The organism is Fictibacillus fluitans, assembly GCF_030418125.1.
In the GTDB taxonomy this organism is placed as follows: domain Bacteria; phylum Bacillota; class Bacilli; order Bacillales; family Fictibacillaceae; genus Fictibacillus_C; species Fictibacillus_C fluitans.
Genome location: NZ_JAUHTR010000003.1, coordinates 379,670 through 396,663, shown reverse-complemented (window position 1 = coordinate 396,663; position 16,994 = coordinate 379,670). Strand labels below are relative to the sequence as shown.

The window sequence follows — 16,994 nt, the reverse complement described above, 5'->3', positions numbered from 1 at the left end:
CCCATTTCAGGGCTGTTTTCTTGTTTACTTCTCTTTTTTACACGGTTGTTTGGCTTTTAATGCTGACTCCCTGAATCACGAATCCGCTCTCAGGATACGTTGGCATTCGGGAAAGGCTGTAGCTTAAATCCTGCTCCATTGGCACGTTGTAAATCATCTCATTGGTTAAAAACGAGAAGCTTGTTTTCATAACCTGGAGGGTTGCCATTTCACCCGGACAGCGGTGGCCCGTGGCCTCATCTCCCCCACCCTGGGGAATCAGATCAAAAATGCCGCCGTTCCAGTTCCTGAACCGCTCCGGGTTGAACACGTAAGGCTCTTCCCAAAGCCGGTTATCATGGTTGGTTCCATACACATCGAGGAGGACGAGCTGGCCTTTTTCAAAGGTATGGCCCTTCCATTCGAAGTCGTTCTTCACTTTCGCACCCAGGAAAGGAGCAAACGGGTAGAAACGCCTCACTTCCTGCGCAAACATCTGAACACTTTCTTCATCACCGTCCTGCAGCTTTTCCTTCCAGACATTATGCTGGAACAACGCAAGGGCGCCGAACGTTACCAAGTACGTAACCGCTACGATTGGACGCAGAACATTCAGCAGCTCGACCGCAGCTGTATGTTCATCCAGATGCTTTTCCTTATGGTCGCGGTGCCAGGCCATTTTGTGAAGCGCCGATCCTTCAATCGGCTCCATTCTTCTGTGGCGAATTTCTACAATCAGCCCTTCAAAATAATCTTCCATCTTTTTTCTTGCCTTTCGCCCTTTCTGGTGCCTTGATCCAACCGCACCAAACGCTTCAACCATCGCAATAAAATCGCGGGCCAACGGCTTTACCTCTATCGCATCAATCGGAACGCCAGCCCACCTGCAGGCTACCCTGCACAGGATCTGCGGTACCTCGTCAAAAAGGACCGCTTTGTCCATCTTCGCCCACTCAGCGGCTGCGAGTCTCCATTCTTCTCTCGTCAGCTCCCCTAGCTGTTCCAGTCTTTCTTCCGTCATTAAGGACATAAATAACAGCTTGCGGTGTTCATGCGCCTCTCCATCCAGTGTATGGATGGCGTTTTCCCCAAAAAGAGATTTCTGGATTCGCTTCGGTACGGCCCCTTTTCTTTCAAACTTATCGTTATCATAGAAAAGCTCGGCCCCCTCTTGTCCGCCAATGCAGACGACCTTCTGCCCCAGAAGGCGGGTTTCGAAAAGATCGGTTTTAAATTTCGAACGGCGGCTGGGGATATATTCATATCCTTCCTGTATAAGAGCCAGGCTGTGATCCAACCCTTCTTCCTTTGGTATGTCTGAATGCTTGCTCATTTACTTACACATCCTTCCCATCGGATTTCTCTTTAAATGATACCCTCGTTTTTCATTTACCAATCAACAAAGCGTCACTGTTCCAACGACTCCCGCATCTTTTGCATATAGGCCGGTGCATCCATCGGGTCGTCCACAACAAGCTCGATCAGGCAGAGCTGTTCACCGTTTAATTTTTCCACTTGTGAAATGGCTTCATCCAGCTCCTGGTTTGTTTTAACTTGTGCGGTAAAGACTTCTCTGCCAAACACCTCAGGCAATTTTGTATATTGCCACATCGGAATATCATTATAGGTTTGTTTTTCCACCTTCACCTGAACATTCAGGTATTTTTCAATCGTATAGCCGTCATTGTTCAAAATAAAAATGATCGGTTTGCAGTCATTCTCAAGCATCGAACTGATTTCCTGAACGGTCAGCTGAAGTGAACCGTCACCTGTAAAGAGGAGAACGCGGCGGTCTTTGGCAGCGATGCATGCGCCAAAAGCGGCCGGGGTCGCATAACCTATGCTTTGCCAGCCTCCTTGAGCAATATAGGTTGCTCCCTTGGGCAGCCTTACTTGTGACATCCCATAAGAAAGGGTGCCTGTTTCCGTCACAATGACATCATTTTCCTTCAGCATATGTTGAATCCGCGGATAGTAATAGGCCGCCCTCAGGTGGTCCTCTGCACCTCCTGTAACCGAGTCATACGGAAACGAAGGATCAGGCAGCTTTCCTTCCTGCTTGTATCCTATACCGCACAATTCCTGGATAAAATCGGCTGCCTGAATCTTCATGTAGCTTGCTTCTCCCACTTTAACGGAGTCCGGCTGTATTTCCACCATCTTGAGAGGGTTAAGTTTGATGGTATTTTTCGATGTATTCACATCTGACCACAGCGCTCCGACTGCTATGACCGCATCCGCCCCTTCCACAATGTTTGTGACTTCCTGATCTCCAAACGCTCCTCCATATACACCTATGTACTGTGGATGGCTTTCATCAAATGCACTTTTCCCTTGCATAGAAGAAGCGACGGGAACGTTCCATTGCTCAGCCAGCTGCCTGACCTGTTCCTGAAGGCCATACCTGATGGTTTTCACGTCCGCCAGAATGACAGCACTTTTTGCGCCTTCCAGCAGCGTTTGGCTGTGTGCGATCGCCGCTTTCAAAGCAGAGTCCTTGGTTTCCTCTTCGTTTGTTTGTTTTTCTGAAGGGATGATCGGCTGGGTGACCAGGTCAATAGCAACACTAAGATAGACCGGTTTTTTCTTTTTCTTTGCCACTTCAATTGCAGCCGGTATTTCACGGGCGGCATTCTCCGGTGTTAAAATCGCCGTATATGCGGTTAGATTGTCATATACTTTCCGGAACACATCAAAGTCCTTGTCCATCAGTGTATGGTGGGGCAAAGCCTTTTCCTCCTGCATGGCTGTCTTTGGCGAACCGACAATGTGGATCACCGGGACACTTTCACTGTATGAACCCGCAATCGCGTTGCATGCGCTCATCTCTCCCACTCCAAACGTCGTAATGAGAGCCGAGAGGCCATTCAGCCGGGCATACGCATCTGCGGCATAGCCAGCGTTCAGTTCATTTCTGTTGTTCACGAACTGGATTTCTTCATAATCCTTGAGCGTATCAAGCAAGGAAAAGTTGTAATCTCCCGGCACACCGAAAATTTCTCCAATCCCTTCAGCTTTTAAACAATCCAGTAAATACACTCCTAATGTCTTGCTTTCTGCCAACATGCTCACTCCTTTAATCGTTTCAACTCCTACTCTATGTATATACCCAAACCTTTTTATGCTAATCCCACAGTCGAAAAGAGGCTATTCATGAAGTGTCTTTGAAGCTCTTGAAAGCGTTACTTTCCGTTCCAGGATGCTCGCTTTTACCGGCGTAAACGCCTACCTTGTCTCACCTGTCACGCTTCCCCTGCAGGACAAGGAAGGCTACGGCAGCTGTACATCGCACGAAGAAAATGTGATCTTCATTTTCGAGGAGTCTCGCATCCTCCACTCCAAGTAACCAGTCAATGAAGATGATGACCAACTCCATGCTGCCAAATAAAAAAAGGAGCTTCCATAAGTCAATTTTACTGACTTATGGAAGAGCTCCTTCTAACTTTTATTCTGTGGTTGTTGACTGGGCTTTACTGCGGTTATTGCTTACGCTGTTTGACTGAATTGTATCTTTTTTCGGAGGCGTGGTTGGCTCAGTTGGTTTTTCAGGTTTTTTGTTGTCCTTTGGCGGCGGAGTGGCTGGCGTGTCGGGTTTATCCTGCTGGCCGCCGTCCTGCCCTGTGTCTCCACCCTGATCGGTACCGCCACCCTGATTGCTTCCGTCATCCTGGTTGTTTCCATCATCCTGATTGTTGCCGCCATCCTGGTTGCTTCCGCCCTGTCCGTTGTCTCCATTTCCACCCTGATCGCTGCCGCCCTGATCATCTTTTGGCGGTGTGGCTGGCGTATCAGGAGTGGTGGTGGTTCCATCATCTTTCGGTTTATCTTGATCTGTTTTCTTATCTTCTTCTTTTGTATCTTTTTCTTTGTCGGTGTCTTCTTCCTTTTTCACCTCTTCTGGTTTATCGGAAGTCGATGTATTCTCATCACTTTTTGCGTATTTCGGCTGAGCCAAAGCGGGTACAGAAGTTCCTTGAACATACAGTTCAGAACCCCGGGCTACCACGGAACCCGGCTTTTCAAAATCAGCTGTCATCTTCCCTTCAGAAGCATGGGACACGAGCTGCTTGAAGATCAGCTTGGCGATGACCTGATCATCTTTTCGTACATAAGTGTTAGATCCCGTTTTATCATACCCGGTCCATACCGCTGCTGTATAGCGGGTGGTATAGCCGACAAACCAGGAGTCGCTTGATCCATTTCCATAGACGCCAGGAGGCAGATTGGTTGTTCCCGTTTTTCCGGCTACATCCAGACCCGGAATCTGGGCCATCCGGCCGGTTCCTCTGCTCACTACGCTCTTCAGCATGTCAGTTACCATATACGCCGTATAATCGCTCATCGCTTTTTTCGGTTTATGCTTTATTTCTCGGACTTTTCCGTTCGGATACTCTACCTTACGAAGGGTGGTGGGCTGATTATAGATCCCCTGGTTACCGAAGGCAGAAAATGCGCCAGCCATCGTCATTGGCGAAACCCCGGTTTCAAATCCGCCAATCGCATAGGACGGATAGACTTTATCCAAACCAAGACCGAGATTATTGGCAAACTTTTTTGCATTGTCTTCGCCGACTGCCTGGAAGGCTTTTATCGCCGGAATGTTATAGGATTGAACAAGCGCTTCTCTCATCGTGAGGGTGCCATGGTACGATTTATCCCAGTTCTGCACCTGCTTGCCATTGATTTCAAGCGGTTCATCCCTGATCGGTGTATTCGTAGACCACTTTAAATATTCAATTGCCGGACCGTAATCCAATACCGGCTTAATGGTTGAACCCGGCTGTCTCTTGGTATCAGTGGCATAGTTAAATCCTCTGGAAACCTGTTCTTTTTCGCTCAGGCGGTTACCACCAATAGCCCGGACTTCACCGGTTTTCGTATCAAGAAGCACCGCACCGGCCTGGAATTGATCGTCTGGATAAACCACATAATCATTGGTGCTCAGAATTTTTTCTGCCTGTGACTGGGCATCCGTGTCCAGCGTCGTGTAGATTTTCAAGCCGCCTTCAAACAGGTCTTTTTCAGAAATGCCTTCCTTTTCAGCATCATCAATGACCTGCTGGAGAAATGCTTCATACTTCGGGCCTGACTCCTCTTTTTGTTTAACGACCATCTTTTCTATTGATACAGCCTGGGCTTTCTCTTTTTCCTGCTCGGAAATGTATCCGTTTTTCTCCATAAGTGACAGAACAACATTTCTTCGATGCTCCGCCAGATCCGGACGTTTCACAGGATCATATCCGTTTGGACGCTGCGGCAACCCGGCAAGCAGCGCAATTTCACTTGTTGTTAATTCATCCAACGATTTATCAAAATAGGTTTTTGCTGCGGTTTTAATACCGTATGCCCCATGACCAAAATAAATCTTGTTCAAGTAGAATTCGAGAATCTGGTCTTTGGAGTATTCCCGCTCCAGCTTAAGCGCTAGATAAGCTTCCTGTATTTTTCTTGTTACCGTTTTTTCCGGTGAAAGGAAGGAATTCTTGATTACCTGCTGGGTAATGGTACTTGCTCCCTCTGAACCAAATCCGTGGGTAACGTTTGATAGAATCGCCCCGCCTACACGTTTTGGGTCAATTCCGGAGTGCTTGTAAAAACGGACATCCTCGGTCGCGATAAATGCATTTCGTACACGCGGAGGAATTTCTTTGATAGATGCATAATCACGTTTTTCCTTACCGTTGATGGATATGACCTTTTTATTGTTCATATCATACACGGTAGAAGAGCTTGCATACTTTAAGTTTTGTGCATTCAATTCGGGAGCCTTTTTAATCATTGAAAAGACTGTGATGCCTCCGCCAACGACAACGACAAGAAAGAGAACAAGAAAAGTGACTGCAGTATATGTGAGGAATTTAGAAAAACTCTTTTGTGGCTTTTTGTTCTGTTTTCTTCTTTCCATTCTTGAAGCTGAATTATTCTTTTCCATCATTACTCTCCTTCAATTGTTCCATGATATTTCCTATGCTGAAATAGTTAAATTTATCCTGAACACCAATTTTATACTATTTTCATAGAAAATCATACGATTATCACCCGGAAATGTTACAACTTTATTACAAACAGGCAGGAAGTACTAGATTCATCCAGCTGTTTATATGATATGCATCTGAAAAAGAACAAGAACCAGATGCCTTGTTCCATTTGCCTGTTCTAATGATATACAGGCTGGGAGGCCGTTGACCGAAACGGATGCTCTGGATAATAAAATGATAGATTATGATAGTTCCAGGCATAGCGGCTATGTTTAAAATATGGACTCAGCGGGAGCATTTTCATCTTCTGCCCTTCTATCCAAATTCCTTTATTCCTCGGTTTCTCGCTGTCAAAACCAAATTCTAACATATTATTATTGTAAACCATGGATTCTTTAGTGGTGCTTTCATACAAGTTGTTCACATGGGACAGGACAGCACGGTATCTGTTGAAGTGCTTTGTTATTTTAAAAACATAAATTTTATGCGGGGCATCTGTGATGGCGAGTGTGTATGGACTTTTTGCAACAGGAATAGATTGATAGTTTCTTGTGTTAAGTTCTTCCGCTTCCTTATTAATCACGGATTTTACCGCCTCGCTTTTTGACTGATAGCCGTAATGGATAACAGCTAAATAAAGAGAAGGAATGACCAAAATAAGAAGCAATAGTAAAAGCCATTTTCTGTTCAAATGGTTAACGCCGGTCTTTCTAATAGTAAAATGGTCAAGCTTTCGTTCCCAACCATATTCAGGATTAATTCCATAATTCTTCACCCTCCTGTTTCATTCCTCATTTTACCACAAGTTTCCCTATATATTGTAAAAAAAAGAAGCCTTTCTTCAAGAAAGACTTCTTTCGGTTACTTATGTTTTGGATGGCCAGGAACCCTGCAGTTTTCGAAGCTGAACAATCTGCCCGGTATGAAACGAATCATGCCTTATCAGGCTTGAAATATAATTCCCCATAGGATCACCTTCAGGAAGAAGGGTATCAAACTCTTCGTCATCTTTGGTTCCAATGATGTTCAGCAGTTCCTGCTGCACCTCCTCGATCCGGGAAACAGTCTGCTGCCAGGCCTCAGCATCATGGGGAGAGTGTACTAAAAACGTTTCATTGTTCGTTTGTGCGGGATCGGAAAGTTTTTCACCTTTTAAATAATGCAGAAGCTGCCGCTTGTAATACAGCAAATGATTGGCTGTCTCCCAAATGGTGTTCACATGTCCTCCTTCCGGCCGCCAGCTTGCCTGTTGTACAGACAAACCTTCGAGCGCCGGTTTGAGCGGCTCATGCCAATCCCTTTGATCATACGCATGCCTCATCTCACCCAGTAATAATTCAAACTTACTCATTGTTTTCCTCCTTTCGTTCCCAATACACCATATCTCCCTCTAATCCTGTACGCCTCATCTTCACTTTTTCCAATACACGTACCGATGGTTGATTGTCTCTCAGACATTCTGCAATAATTCTTTGGACATTGTCAGAGGTGAACGCCCACTGGATCAATCGTTCTACCGCTTCGGTGGCATACCCCTGATTACGGGCAGATGGATCAAACCCATATCCGACTTCCACTTTCTTTTCTTCATCCGGCTTTCCTTTAAATCCGATATCCCCCACAATGCGGCCTGTTTCTTTTTCCGTTACCAGCCAGACGCCCCAGCCGTATTCATCCGGATCCTGGTCCAGCTTTTTCAAATGTGTTGTGATGTGACCGCCCAGTGGATATTCATCCTCGGACAATGAGGCAACATACGGACGGGTACACGGCATGAGGGTTAATCGTTCTGTTTCCAGTTTCATGGATTGGTTCCCTTTCTCTTTAAGTCGTTCTAAGTCTTTTTATGTATTCTGCTTTCCTCCCGTAAATCCTTTTACACGCATAAAAAGGCGCCGGAACGCTGCCGGCACCCTTTACCACTATTCATTTATGCTTTTTACTTGTTTTTGATTATCATCCGGTTCTTCTTCCTCCCACCACAGGGCTTTTTCCGGATTTTTCAACACCTCTTCTACTTCGGCCGGCTCCTCAACTACTGGCAGAGAGCCACGAAGCGAGCGGCCGGCTGTCTCTCTAACAAAGAAAGCAACAACGATGATTCCTATGGTACATACAGCCATTAAATAGTACGCAGGGAACAATTTATTGTTGGTCTCTTTGATCATCCAAGACACGATCAGCGGTGTGGTTCCTCCAAAAATGGAGGTGGATACATTATAGGTTAGCGCAAGCGATCCATACCGGACGTTTGTGAAAAATAGAGATGGCAGGGTCGCAGGCAGCGTTCCTTGAAAAGCTGTCAGCAGGCATCCCAGGATCAGTACTCCCCAAAAGGCATTGATACCATGGCTGTTTCCGGCCAACATAAATGCCGGGATGCTGAGAACAATGGTTAAAATAAGAGCTGAAATGAGGATTTTATTCCGTCCGATCCGGTCTCCCAAATAGCCCATACCAATAACAAATGGAATCATAATAACCATTACGATCAGAATAAGGAGAAGGCCTTTGGTCTCGCCATAGCCGAGCTGCTCGGTCAGATAGGAAGGCATATAGGTTAATACCATGTAAACGATTGTATTATAAAACAGTACAACCCCCACACAAATTAGTAGAGATTTCCAGTGATTAACAAAAATTTCTTTAAGGGAAGACTTGCTTTTACTTTCCTCCTTTTCTTCCTCCATCGCTTTAAATGCCGGTGTTTCTTCGAGATGAGAACGGAAATAGAGGCCAATCAGTCCCAGTGGCGCCGCGACAAAAAACGGGATTCTCCAGCCCCATTCAAGCATGGTTTCTGTTCCAAGAATGAACGTAAGCAGCGTTACCAGGCCAGAGCCGGCAATATAGCCAACCAGTGTTCCCACTTCCAGCACACTCGACATCACACTCCGCTTTTTATCGGGTGTGGATTCTGCAATGAACGTCATCGCACCGGCATATTCTCCTCCAGTGGAAAATCCCTGGACAAGCCTTGCGACCAGCAAAAGAATGGGCGCTGCTATACCTATGGACGAATAGCCGGGAATCAGCCCGATGGTCAATGTGGCAATAGCCATCATAATCAATGTTATGGCCAATACCTTTTTTCTTCCAAGCCGGTCACCCAGCATTCCGAAAACAATTCCGCCAATCGGCCTGGCAATAAATGCGACAGCGAAGGTTGCAAATGCATAAATAACCTGGGTGGACGGGTCAACTTCCGGGAAAAACACTTTACCGATGGTTACTGCTAAATAGGAATAAATACCAAAATCAAACCATTCCATCGCATTGCCGAGTGAAGTTCCCAAAATCGACTGCTTTGCAATTTTCTTATCAACTACGGTAATATCCCCTTTTTTTAATTTCCTTCTCATACCTTTAGCCACAGCGTACCTCCTTCAATTTGCAAGAATTTTAGTTGCTTTACTAAACCATTTCCCCAAACATTTTCTTATTAACCGTTAACCTTGGTTTATGGCCCACGTCTTGCTTAAAACAGAAAGGCTGCCTGATGTCCGGCAGCCTTTTTATTCATTGAATATTGCTTGCGTTTTTCTGCTGAGATCCCAATAATCCTGGTGAAATGCCTGCTCGTTCTTCTCTTTTCACCAGTTCTTCCTTCCACCAGAATGCTGTCTCTGGATCGAGTTCCGCTGCTTCACTTTCATGCTCCACTGTTGGCTTTGAGCCCCTCAATGAACGCCCCCCTGTTTCTTTTACAAACAGAGTGACAACAAAGAGACCGATGACACATACGCCGATTAAAAAGTAAGCAGGAAGCATATTTACGCCCGTTGACTTCACAAGCCATGCGACCACAAGCGGTGTGGTGCCGCCAAAAATGGAGGTGGATACATTGTAGGTAAGTGCCAATGACCCGTACCGGACCTCTGTGAAAAACAAGGATGGCAGTGCGGCCGGCAGTGTACCCTGGAAGGCTGTAAATAAACAGCTCAGCACCAATAAACCAATAAATGCTGCCACGCTTGAACCTGTATCCATCAGGTAGAATGCCGGAATGCTCAGAACAATGGTGCCGATTAAGCCCGTTACGATTAACCGGTTCCTGCCAATGCGGTCAGCCCAGCGTCCCATGAGCAGAACACAGGGAATCATCGCGATCATGACAAACAGGATAAGGACAAGGCCTTTCATTTCTCCGAAACCAATCTGTTCCGACAGGTATGACGGCATATAGGTAAGAATCATGTAGTTGATGGTGTTATAGAAGAAAACAACTCCAATGCAGATGAGCAGCGAACGCCAGTGCTCTGTGAAAATCTTCTTAAGAGAGGCTTGATTCTTTCTCTCTTTGGCCGTTTCCTTCATTTCTTTAAATGCAGGAGTTTCCTCCAAATGTGAACGGAAATACAATCCGATCATACCTAATGGAGCCGCGATAAAGAATGGAATTCTCCAGCCCCATGCAAGCATGGTTTCGGATCCCAGCAGAAAAGTAAGCAATGTAACAAGGCCAGAGCCGGCGATAAAACCGACAAGGGTCCCTACTTCAAGGAAGCTCGACATAAAGCTCCGCTTTTTATCAGGGGTGGACTCGGCAATAAACGTCATAGCACCGGCATACTCTCCGCCTGTGGAAAACCCCTGAACCAGACGGGCAGCCAGCAGTAAAGCCGGAGCGGCGGCGCCAATGGTGGCGTACCCGGGGATGAGGCCGATGCTCAATGTCGCCACGGCCATCATGATCAGTGTGATGGCAAGGACTTTCTTTCGGCCCAGACGGTCACCCATCATACCAAAGACGAGACCGCCAATCGGCCGGGCAATAAAAGCGACAGCAAACGTTGCAAAAGCATAGATCAACTGGACAGATGGATCGATTTCAGGAAAGAATACTTTGCCAATGGTAACGGCCAGATAGGAGTAAATTCCAAAATCAAACCACTCCATGGCATTGCCCAGAGACGTTCCAAATATTGATTTCTTCGCGATCTTTGTATCAACAACTGTGATATCTTCTTTGGTCAGCTTATTGATTTGTCCTCTTTCCACAACGTACCTCCTCTTATTACCGTAATCTTGCCTCTTTCTTTAACCCTCTTTCACTTTTCAATTAGATAATTTGTAGCAAACAACTTTTGGCTCAGTCATTTCCTGTATGGCAAATTTGATGCCTTCTCTTCCAAGACCTGATTTTTTTACACCGCCAAACGGCATGGCGTCAATCCGGTAATCACTGCTGTCATTGATCATGATGCCTCCGACTTCCATGTTGGCAATGGCCTTTTGGGCTTGGTCCATGTTTTTTGTGAAAATGCCTCCTTGCAGGCCATAGCTGACCGCATTCGCTTTTTCAATCGCCTCGTCCACGTTCTCCACTTCAAAAAGAAGAACGACCGGGCCGAAAATTTCTTCCCTGGCAATAGCACAATGCTCAGGAACGTTTTTTAACACCGTTGGAGAGTAGAAAGCACCCTTTCTTTCCCCGCCTGTCAGCAGCTCTGCCCCTTCATCAATTGCTTCATTTACAAGGTTTTCGATACGCACCGCTTCCTTCTCTGTAATGAGCGGCCCCATATCCGTCAGCTCTGACAGCTTATCTCCCACACGATATTGTTTAGTTCGTTGTACAAAGCCTTCTTTAAATGGATCCATCACTTTCTGCTGGACGTATATGCGCTGGACGCTCAGGCAATTCTGGCCAGCTGCCCAAAACGCTCCGGACACCGTGGATTCCACCGCATCTTCCAAATCAGCGTCTTCAAGCACAATAACAGGGGAATTCGAACCAAGCTCCATGCTGATTTTTTTCAACCCCGCTTTTTTTACAATCTCTTCTCCTGCCTCTACACCGCCTGTAAATGAAATCATGCGGATCGCCGGGTGTGTAACCAGCACATCGCCAATTTCACTGCCATACCCCGTAATAACGGACAGCACTTTCGGCGGAAGCCCGCTTTGTGAAAAAGCTTCTGCAAGCAGCAAGGCACTGAGCGGTGTAACCGTAGCAGGTTTCACAATGATCGCATTTCCTGATGCGATGGCCGGTCCGACTTTATGGGCCACCAGGTTCAGCGGGTCGTTGAATGGAGTGATCGCTCCGATAATGCCAATGGGAAAACGCTGATAGTAGCCGACACGGTTTTGGCTGCCCTCCATCTGGTCAAAGGGAATGGTCTCTCCCTGGATGCGCCTTGCCTCTTCGGCACTGATCCGGAGAGTCTGAATGCACCTTGCTGTCTCTTTTGCCGCTTCACGGATGGTTTTTGAGCCTTCCTGAGCAATAATGGAAGCATATTTTTCCTTGTTCGCTTCGATGTAATCAGCCGCCCTGTGAATGACCGACATGCGTTCGTAAACCGGCATCGCGGCCGCAATTTTTGCTCCTTCTTTCGCAAGCTCGATACAGGACAGCATATCTTCCTCTGAGGCGGCCGGAACGGTGTCAATCAATGTATTATCCTGCGGGTCCCTTACCTCAATGACTTTTTCGCGATTTACCCAGGAGCCTCCTAAAAACATCTTTTGTCCAGCAATCTGAATGGTCATAATTTCCCCGCCTTTCTTGTTTAGATGTTTACCAGTTTCCGTTCACGGTCAATGTTGATCAAGTCAATGAGCAGAGAGAATCCCGTTTCCACTTTGCCTGCTCCGGCTCCGCTCAATGTTACGGTACCTAAAAGGTCACAGTCATAAGCAATTGCATTTACCGTTCCTTTGATGGATGCGAGAGGATCAGTGGCCTCTACTTTTTCGGGAGCAATGGAAGCAACAACTCTTCCATTCTCTTTTCGCGCCTTTGCGAGAAGCTTCCACCGTTTGCCCTCCGCTTTGGCGGTTTCAATATCATGCCGGTTAATTTCCGTGATTCCCCTGCAGGAAATCTCATCTACAGAAAGCGGCTGCTTCATGACATAGTTTGCAAGAATCGCAATTTTATACCGCGCGTCATATCCCTCCAAATCGCTTGTCGGATCGGCTTCTGCATAGCCAAGGGCCTGAGCCTCCATCAATGCTTCCTCATACGTAACCCCTTCATCCTCCATTTTCGTCAGGATATAATTGGTCGTCCCGTTTAAAATACCGCGGATTTCATAGATTTCATTTCCAGCAAGCGCAGCGATTGGCATGCGCAAGGATGGCGTCCCGCTCATCACAGTGCCTTCAAAACCCCAATGAACACCTTGCATTTCTGCCAGGTGTGACAGCTCCTGATACGCCAGCGCAACAGGGCCCTTGTTTGTCATCACCACATTCTTTTGGGCCCTAAACGCGGTGCGGCAATGGTCAATTGCGGGCTGCCCTGTTTTGACATCGGTATAGGATACTTCGACAATGGTATCCGCATTGGATTCACGGATGGTCGTAAGGCTGTCCCATCCCGTCACGAGACCAGGTGAAGAAGGATAGTTTTCCAGATTTCCGGTTTCCTTGAGCACTCCAAGCACTGTTCCAATTTCAAGACCTCTTGGGTGATAGATGGATCCTTTATTAAAGTCTGATATGGCCACTATTTCTGCTTCGAAATTTTCATTCACCTTTAACTGTTCTTTCTTGTTTTCTAAAATTTCAGCCAGCCCCTGACCGACTGTCCCAAACCCGATAAATGCGAGTTTATGTGCCATGAATGTCGACCTCCACCTTTTTGCGGTTTGGCAGAACTGCCTCGCCCTTTAAATAATTGATTACTGTTTGTGCCAGGATTGCCGTACCAATTGGCAGGCACTCCTCATCGATGTCAAAAATCGGGGTATGCAAATCCTTTTGCTCACCGTCAGGTTCAGCACATCCCAGAAAAAACAGCGCACCTGGTACCCTTTCCGTTACGTATCCAAAATCCTCCCCGCCCATTCCGAAAGGACCTCTTGTGATATTAATAGTTGGATACAACTGCTCGGCCGCCTTGATAAACCACTGATTTACTGTCGGGTCATTTTTCAACGCAGGCTCGCCGCGGTCGATTCGAAAGGAATACTCTCCGCCGAGCGGTTCAACAATGGAAAACGCCCGCTGCAGCTCCACCGCCAGCTTGTCCCGCACTTCCGGTGAATAGCTGCGCATGGTGCCAGTTATGGATACTTCGGTAGGAATAATGTTGCTTGCTGAACCTGCGTGTATTTCTCCGATACTGACCACAGCCGAATCCAAAGCCGAGAGTTTCCTTGCCACGATGCCATGAAGTGCCTGCAGCACCGGGCCCAGCATCCAGATTGGGTCTGTCCCCTGCTCCGGGTAAGCCCCATGGCCGCCTGTCCCCGTAATCACTCCCTGGAACACGTCGACATTCGCCATGCTGTATCCGTCGTTCACTTGCATGGAACCTGTGGGCAGCCACGGACACATGTGAAGAGCAATGGCCGCATCCACTCCATCATAGGCACCGGCCCTGATCATGTATGGAGAGCCGGAAAGACCATTTTCATCCATACTTTCTTCTGCCGGCTGGAAAATAAACTTCACGGTTCCCGCCAGCTCCCCTGTTTGTAAGTGTTCCGACAGCAATGTGGCTACTCCAAGGACAATCGACGTGTGTGCATCATGTCCACAGGCGTGCATCACTCCATCGTTTTCTGAGGAATAGCGCACATTGTTTTCTTCTGTAATCGGCAGGGCGTCGATATCCGCCCTGATCGCGATCACAGGTCCTTCTCCCGCAGACAAAGTGCCGACGACCCCGGTAGCCCAGCCTACTTCAGTTTCTGTCTTCATCCCCGGCATCTTTCTTAAAGCATTGGCAATGTAACTTGACGTTTCAAACTCCTGAAAGCTGAGTTCCGGCCTTTGATGAATATGCTCCCGCCAGGCCACAAGCTTTTCCTTCATACTCTCTGTCCATTCCGGATGTTTCATAGACCACTCATCTCCTCAAACCCGGAAAATGTCTTAAACCTTCAACCCGCTTTCCACATGCTGAAAGGCTTGTTCAAAATCGGCAATAATGTCCTCAATATCTTCAATGCCGCAGGAGATCCTGATTAATCCTTCCGGGATGCCCATGGCTGCCCGCTCTTCCGGCGTACATTCAACATGGCTTGTGGTACGCGCCGGTCCGACGGTTGTTTCTACCGCACCAAGGTTTGCTGCCCGGTTGGCATATTGCAATTTCGGAAGAAGGTCCCGCACCGTTTCGACGCCGCCTTTTACGGCAAAGCTGAGCATCCCGCCAAATCCTCTCATCTGTTTTTTGGCGATGTCATGGTTTGGATGTGTTTCAAGTCCCGGATAATAAACTCCCTCCACAAGCTCTTGCGTCTCGAGGAACCTGGCCAGTGCCAATGCATTTTCACTTTGCTGGCGGACACGGAGCTTCAATGTTTTCATGCCGCGCAGCATCAGGTAGGCTGCCATTGGATCCATGGTTGCTCCGTTAATTTCACGGAAATGATAGATTTTTTCCACCAGTTCGGCAGAACCGCACACAACGCCTCCAAGCGCGTCGGCATGGCCGCCAAGGAACTTGGTTGCACTGTGGATAACCAAATCCGCACCAAGTGCAAGGGGATTTTGATTAATCGGTGTTCCAAACGTGTTATCCACCACCACGAGTGCCCCGGCTTCACGGCCCGCCTTGGCCATTCGTTCAATGTCTGTGATCTTAACGGTCGGATTCGTTGGTGTCTCCAGATAAAGAATGGAACATCCTTTGCCTACTTCTTCTTCGATTTGTTCATGGTTGCCTGTTTCACACAGAACCACCTCTATCTGCTGGCGGGGAAGAAATTCAGTGAAAATCTTATTCGTTCCGCCGTATGTATCCTTGATGGAAACAATCCGGTCACCCGGCACAAGGAACGTGGACAGCGTGTTGCTGATCGCAGCCATTCCGGTTGAAAAACTTGTAGCCGCTTCTGCCCCCTCAAGAATCTTTACTTTATCTTCAAACGCCTGAACGGTTGGATTCGTATTCCTGCCGTAAATATGTCCTTTTTTCTTGCCGATGGCCACGTCATACCATTCATCCATATCGTCATAGCCATAAGCCACACTTAAAACCACCGGCACCTGGGTTGCGCCGTGCACCAAATAGTCTTTCTCTCCTGCCCAAACGGATTGTGTTCCTGCTTTTGCCTTCTGTGTCATACGATGACTCCTCCTTTAGTTTTGTTTTCAATTTTCAGGCCAAGACCCCGGTTCACCATCTCCTGAAAAGCGAACAGAGCAATCGCCGTATCCTGTACACCTGTTCCTGTCAGATCACACACTGTAATCTGCTCATCATTCTGACGGCCTGCAGCCTGCTTTGAGGTAAGCTCACCGACTTCTGGGATATCTTTTGTCTGCGAAATCACTCCCTGGGAGACCGCGTGATGAAGCTCGCCCATCCGCTCACATTGAGCGACCGTATCACAGACCAGAACGTCAGCTTTCGCCAGAACCTCTGCTTCAAGCTCCTGTTTGTGCTCTGCATCCGAGCCCATCGCCGTGATATGAATTCCGGGATGAAGCCACTCAGCTTTAATCACCGGTTCACTTGCCGGTGTTGTTGTAATGACAAGATCACTCTGGATAACGGCCTCTTTTGCACTGCCGGCCGCCAATACCTCTACACCAAGCTCTTTGGTCATTTCCTTCACATACGCTTGTACCCGGTCCTGTGATCTTCCATAGACAAGCACCTGTTTGAAATTACGGACAAGCTTAAGCGCTTTTACCTGATACCGTCCCTGGCTGCCGCACCCGATCACACCTACCGTATCAATATCCTTTTTCGCCAGGTATTTCGATGCGATCGCCCCCGCCGCGGCTGTCCGCACATCGGTCAGGTATCCATTGTCGAGCAGGAGCGCCTCAGGAACTCCGGTTGTTGCGCTTACGAGCATCATCAGCCCGCTTCCGCTTGGCAGTCCGAGCTGGTAATTGTTAAAAAATCCTGAAGACACTTTAATTGCAAACTTATCCTTGCCTTTGATATAGGCCGTTTTCACATCTACTTCGCCGTTGTGGTCATGCACGTCCACCCTCATGATGGGAGGCATGACCGCTCTTTTTTCAGCGAGGCTTGTGAACCCGTCTTCTACCACCGATAATGCTTTATGGTTAAGTGATATGTGCTGCCTTAACTCTTCTTCTGTAAAAATGTACATCTGC

The 16,994-nt window shown here is 47.5% G+C and carries 13 protein-coding genes; all 13 read right to left on the bottom strand.

Going from position 1 to position 16,994, the window contains the following annotated elements:
• Positions 1-37: 37 nt before the first annotated feature.
• Positions 38-1,312 (bottom strand): CYP152 family fatty-acid peroxygenase CypC, encoded by a 1,275-nt coding sequence (cypC, locus tag QYB97_RS09220; protein WP_301165689.1) that lies wholly within the window; start codon positions 1,310-1,312, stop codon positions 38-40.
• Between the two features lie 74 nt (positions 1,313-1,386).
• The gene (locus QYB97_RS09215) at positions 1,387-3,045 is read right to left on the bottom strand and encodes an alpha-keto acid decarboxylase family protein (protein WP_301165688.1); all 1,659 of its coding nucleotides are present in this window, start codon (positions 3,043-3,045) and stop codon (positions 1,387-1,389) included.
• A gap of 379 nt (positions 3,046-3,424) precedes the next feature.
• Positions 3,425-5,911 carry a transglycosylase domain-containing protein gene (locus tag QYB97_RS09210; RefSeq protein WP_301165687.1) on the bottom strand — a complete coding sequence of 829 codons (2,487 nt, stop codon included), beginning with the start codon at positions 5,909-5,911 and terminating at the stop codon, positions 3,425-3,427.
• A gap of 224 nt (positions 5,912-6,135) precedes the next feature.
• On the bottom strand, positions 6,136-6,732 hold the full coding sequence (locus QYB97_RS09205; protein ID WP_301165686.1) for a hypothetical protein: 597 nt from the start codon (positions 6,730-6,732) through the stop codon (positions 6,136-6,138).
• Positions 6,733-6,822: 90 nt separating this feature from the next.
• Positions 6,823-7,308 (bottom strand): DinB family protein, encoded by a 486-nt coding sequence (locus tag QYB97_RS09200; protein ID WP_301165685.1) that lies wholly within the window; start codon positions 7,306-7,308, stop codon positions 6,823-6,825.
• A complete protein-coding gene (locus tag QYB97_RS09195; RefSeq protein WP_301165684.1) occupies positions 7,301-7,762 on the bottom strand; it encodes a GNAT family N-acetyltransferase in 462 nt (153 codons plus the stop codon). Before QYB97_RS09195 ends, QYB97_RS09200 begins: the two co-directional genes overlap by 8 nt.
• Before the next feature lie 117 nt (positions 7,763-7,879).
• Positions 7,880-9,319, bottom strand: a complete 1,440-nt coding sequence (locus QYB97_RS09190; protein WP_301165707.1) for an MFS transporter — start codon at positions 9,317-9,319, stop codon at positions 7,880-7,882.
• Between the two features lie 157 nt (positions 9,320-9,476).
• A complete protein-coding gene (locus QYB97_RS09185) occupies positions 9,477-10,958 on the bottom strand; it encodes an MFS transporter (protein WP_301165683.1) in 1,482 nt (493 codons plus the stop codon).
• Between the two features lie 57 nt (positions 10,959-11,015).
• Positions 11,016-12,455, bottom strand: a complete 1,440-nt coding sequence (locus tag QYB97_RS09180; protein ID WP_301165682.1) for an aldehyde dehydrogenase family protein — start codon at positions 12,453-12,455, stop codon at positions 11,016-11,018.
• A 20-nt stretch (positions 12,456-12,475) separates the two neighbouring features.
• Entirely contained in the window at positions 12,476-13,531 is a 1,056-nt protein-coding gene (locus QYB97_RS09175) for a homoserine dehydrogenase (RefSeq protein ID WP_301165681.1), read from the bottom strand.
• The gene (locus QYB97_RS09170) at positions 13,521-14,756 is read right to left on the bottom strand and encodes a M20 metallopeptidase family protein (RefSeq protein WP_301165680.1); all 1,236 of its coding nucleotides are present in this window, start codon (positions 14,754-14,756) and stop codon (positions 13,521-13,523) included. The genes QYB97_RS09175 and QYB97_RS09170 overlap by 11 nt, the downstream gene beginning before the upstream one ends.
• A gap of 33 nt (positions 14,757-14,789) precedes the next feature.
• Positions 14,790-15,986: a cystathionine gamma-synthase family protein gene (locus QYB97_RS09165; RefSeq protein WP_301165679.1), complete on the bottom strand. Its 1,197-nt coding sequence runs from the start codon at positions 15,984-15,986 to the stop codon at positions 14,790-14,792.
• On the bottom strand, positions 15,983-16,990 hold the full coding sequence (locus QYB97_RS09160; protein WP_301165678.1) for a cyclodeaminase: 1,008 nt from the start codon (positions 16,988-16,990) through the stop codon (positions 15,983-15,985). The genes QYB97_RS09165 and QYB97_RS09160 overlap by 4 nt, the downstream gene beginning before the upstream one ends.
• Positions 16,991-16,994 lie beyond the last annotated feature (4 nt).

Bases quoted from the DNA above. Each gene is read 5' to 3' on its own strand.
- cypC (WP_301165689.1), bottom strand. From the start codon at position 1,312: ATGAGCAAGCATTCAGACATACCAAAGGAAGAAGGGTTGGATCACAGC.
- QYB97_RS09215 (WP_301165688.1), bottom strand. From the start codon at position 3,045: ATGTTGGCAGAAAGCAAGACATTAGGAGTGTATTTACTGGATTGTTTA.
- QYB97_RS09210 (WP_301165687.1), bottom strand. From the start codon at position 5,911: ATGGAAAAGAATAATTCAGCTTCAAGAATGGAAAGAAGAAAACAGAAC.
- QYB97_RS09200 (WP_301165685.1), bottom strand. From the start codon at position 7,308: ATGAGTAAGTTTGAATTATTACTGGGTGAGATGAGGCATGCGTATGAT.
- QYB97_RS09195 (WP_301165684.1), bottom strand. From the start codon at position 7,762: ATGAAACTGGAAACAGAACGATTAACCCTCATGCCGTGTACCCGTCCG.
- QYB97_RS09190 (WP_301165707.1), bottom strand. From the start codon at position 9,319: ATGAGAAGGAAATTAAAAAAAGGGGATATTACCGTAGTTGATAAGAAA.
- QYB97_RS09180 (WP_301165682.1), bottom strand. From the start codon at position 12,455: ATGACCATTCAGATTGCTGGACAAAAGATGTTTTTAGGAGGCTCCTGG.
- QYB97_RS09175 (WP_301165681.1), bottom strand. From the start codon at position 13,531: ATGGCACATAAACTCGCATTTATCGGGTTTGGGACAGTCGGTCAGGGG.
- QYB97_RS09170 (WP_301165680.1), bottom strand. From the start codon at position 14,756: ATGAAACATCCGGAATGGACAGAGAGTATGAAGGAAAAGCTTGTGGCC.
- QYB97_RS09165 (WP_301165679.1), bottom strand. From the start codon at position 15,986: ATGACACAGAAGGCAAAAGCAGGAACACAATCCGTTTGGGCAGGAGAG.
- QYB97_RS09160 (WP_301165678.1), bottom strand. From the start codon at position 16,990: ATGTACATTTTTACAGAAGAAGAGTTAAGGCAGCACATATCACTTAAC.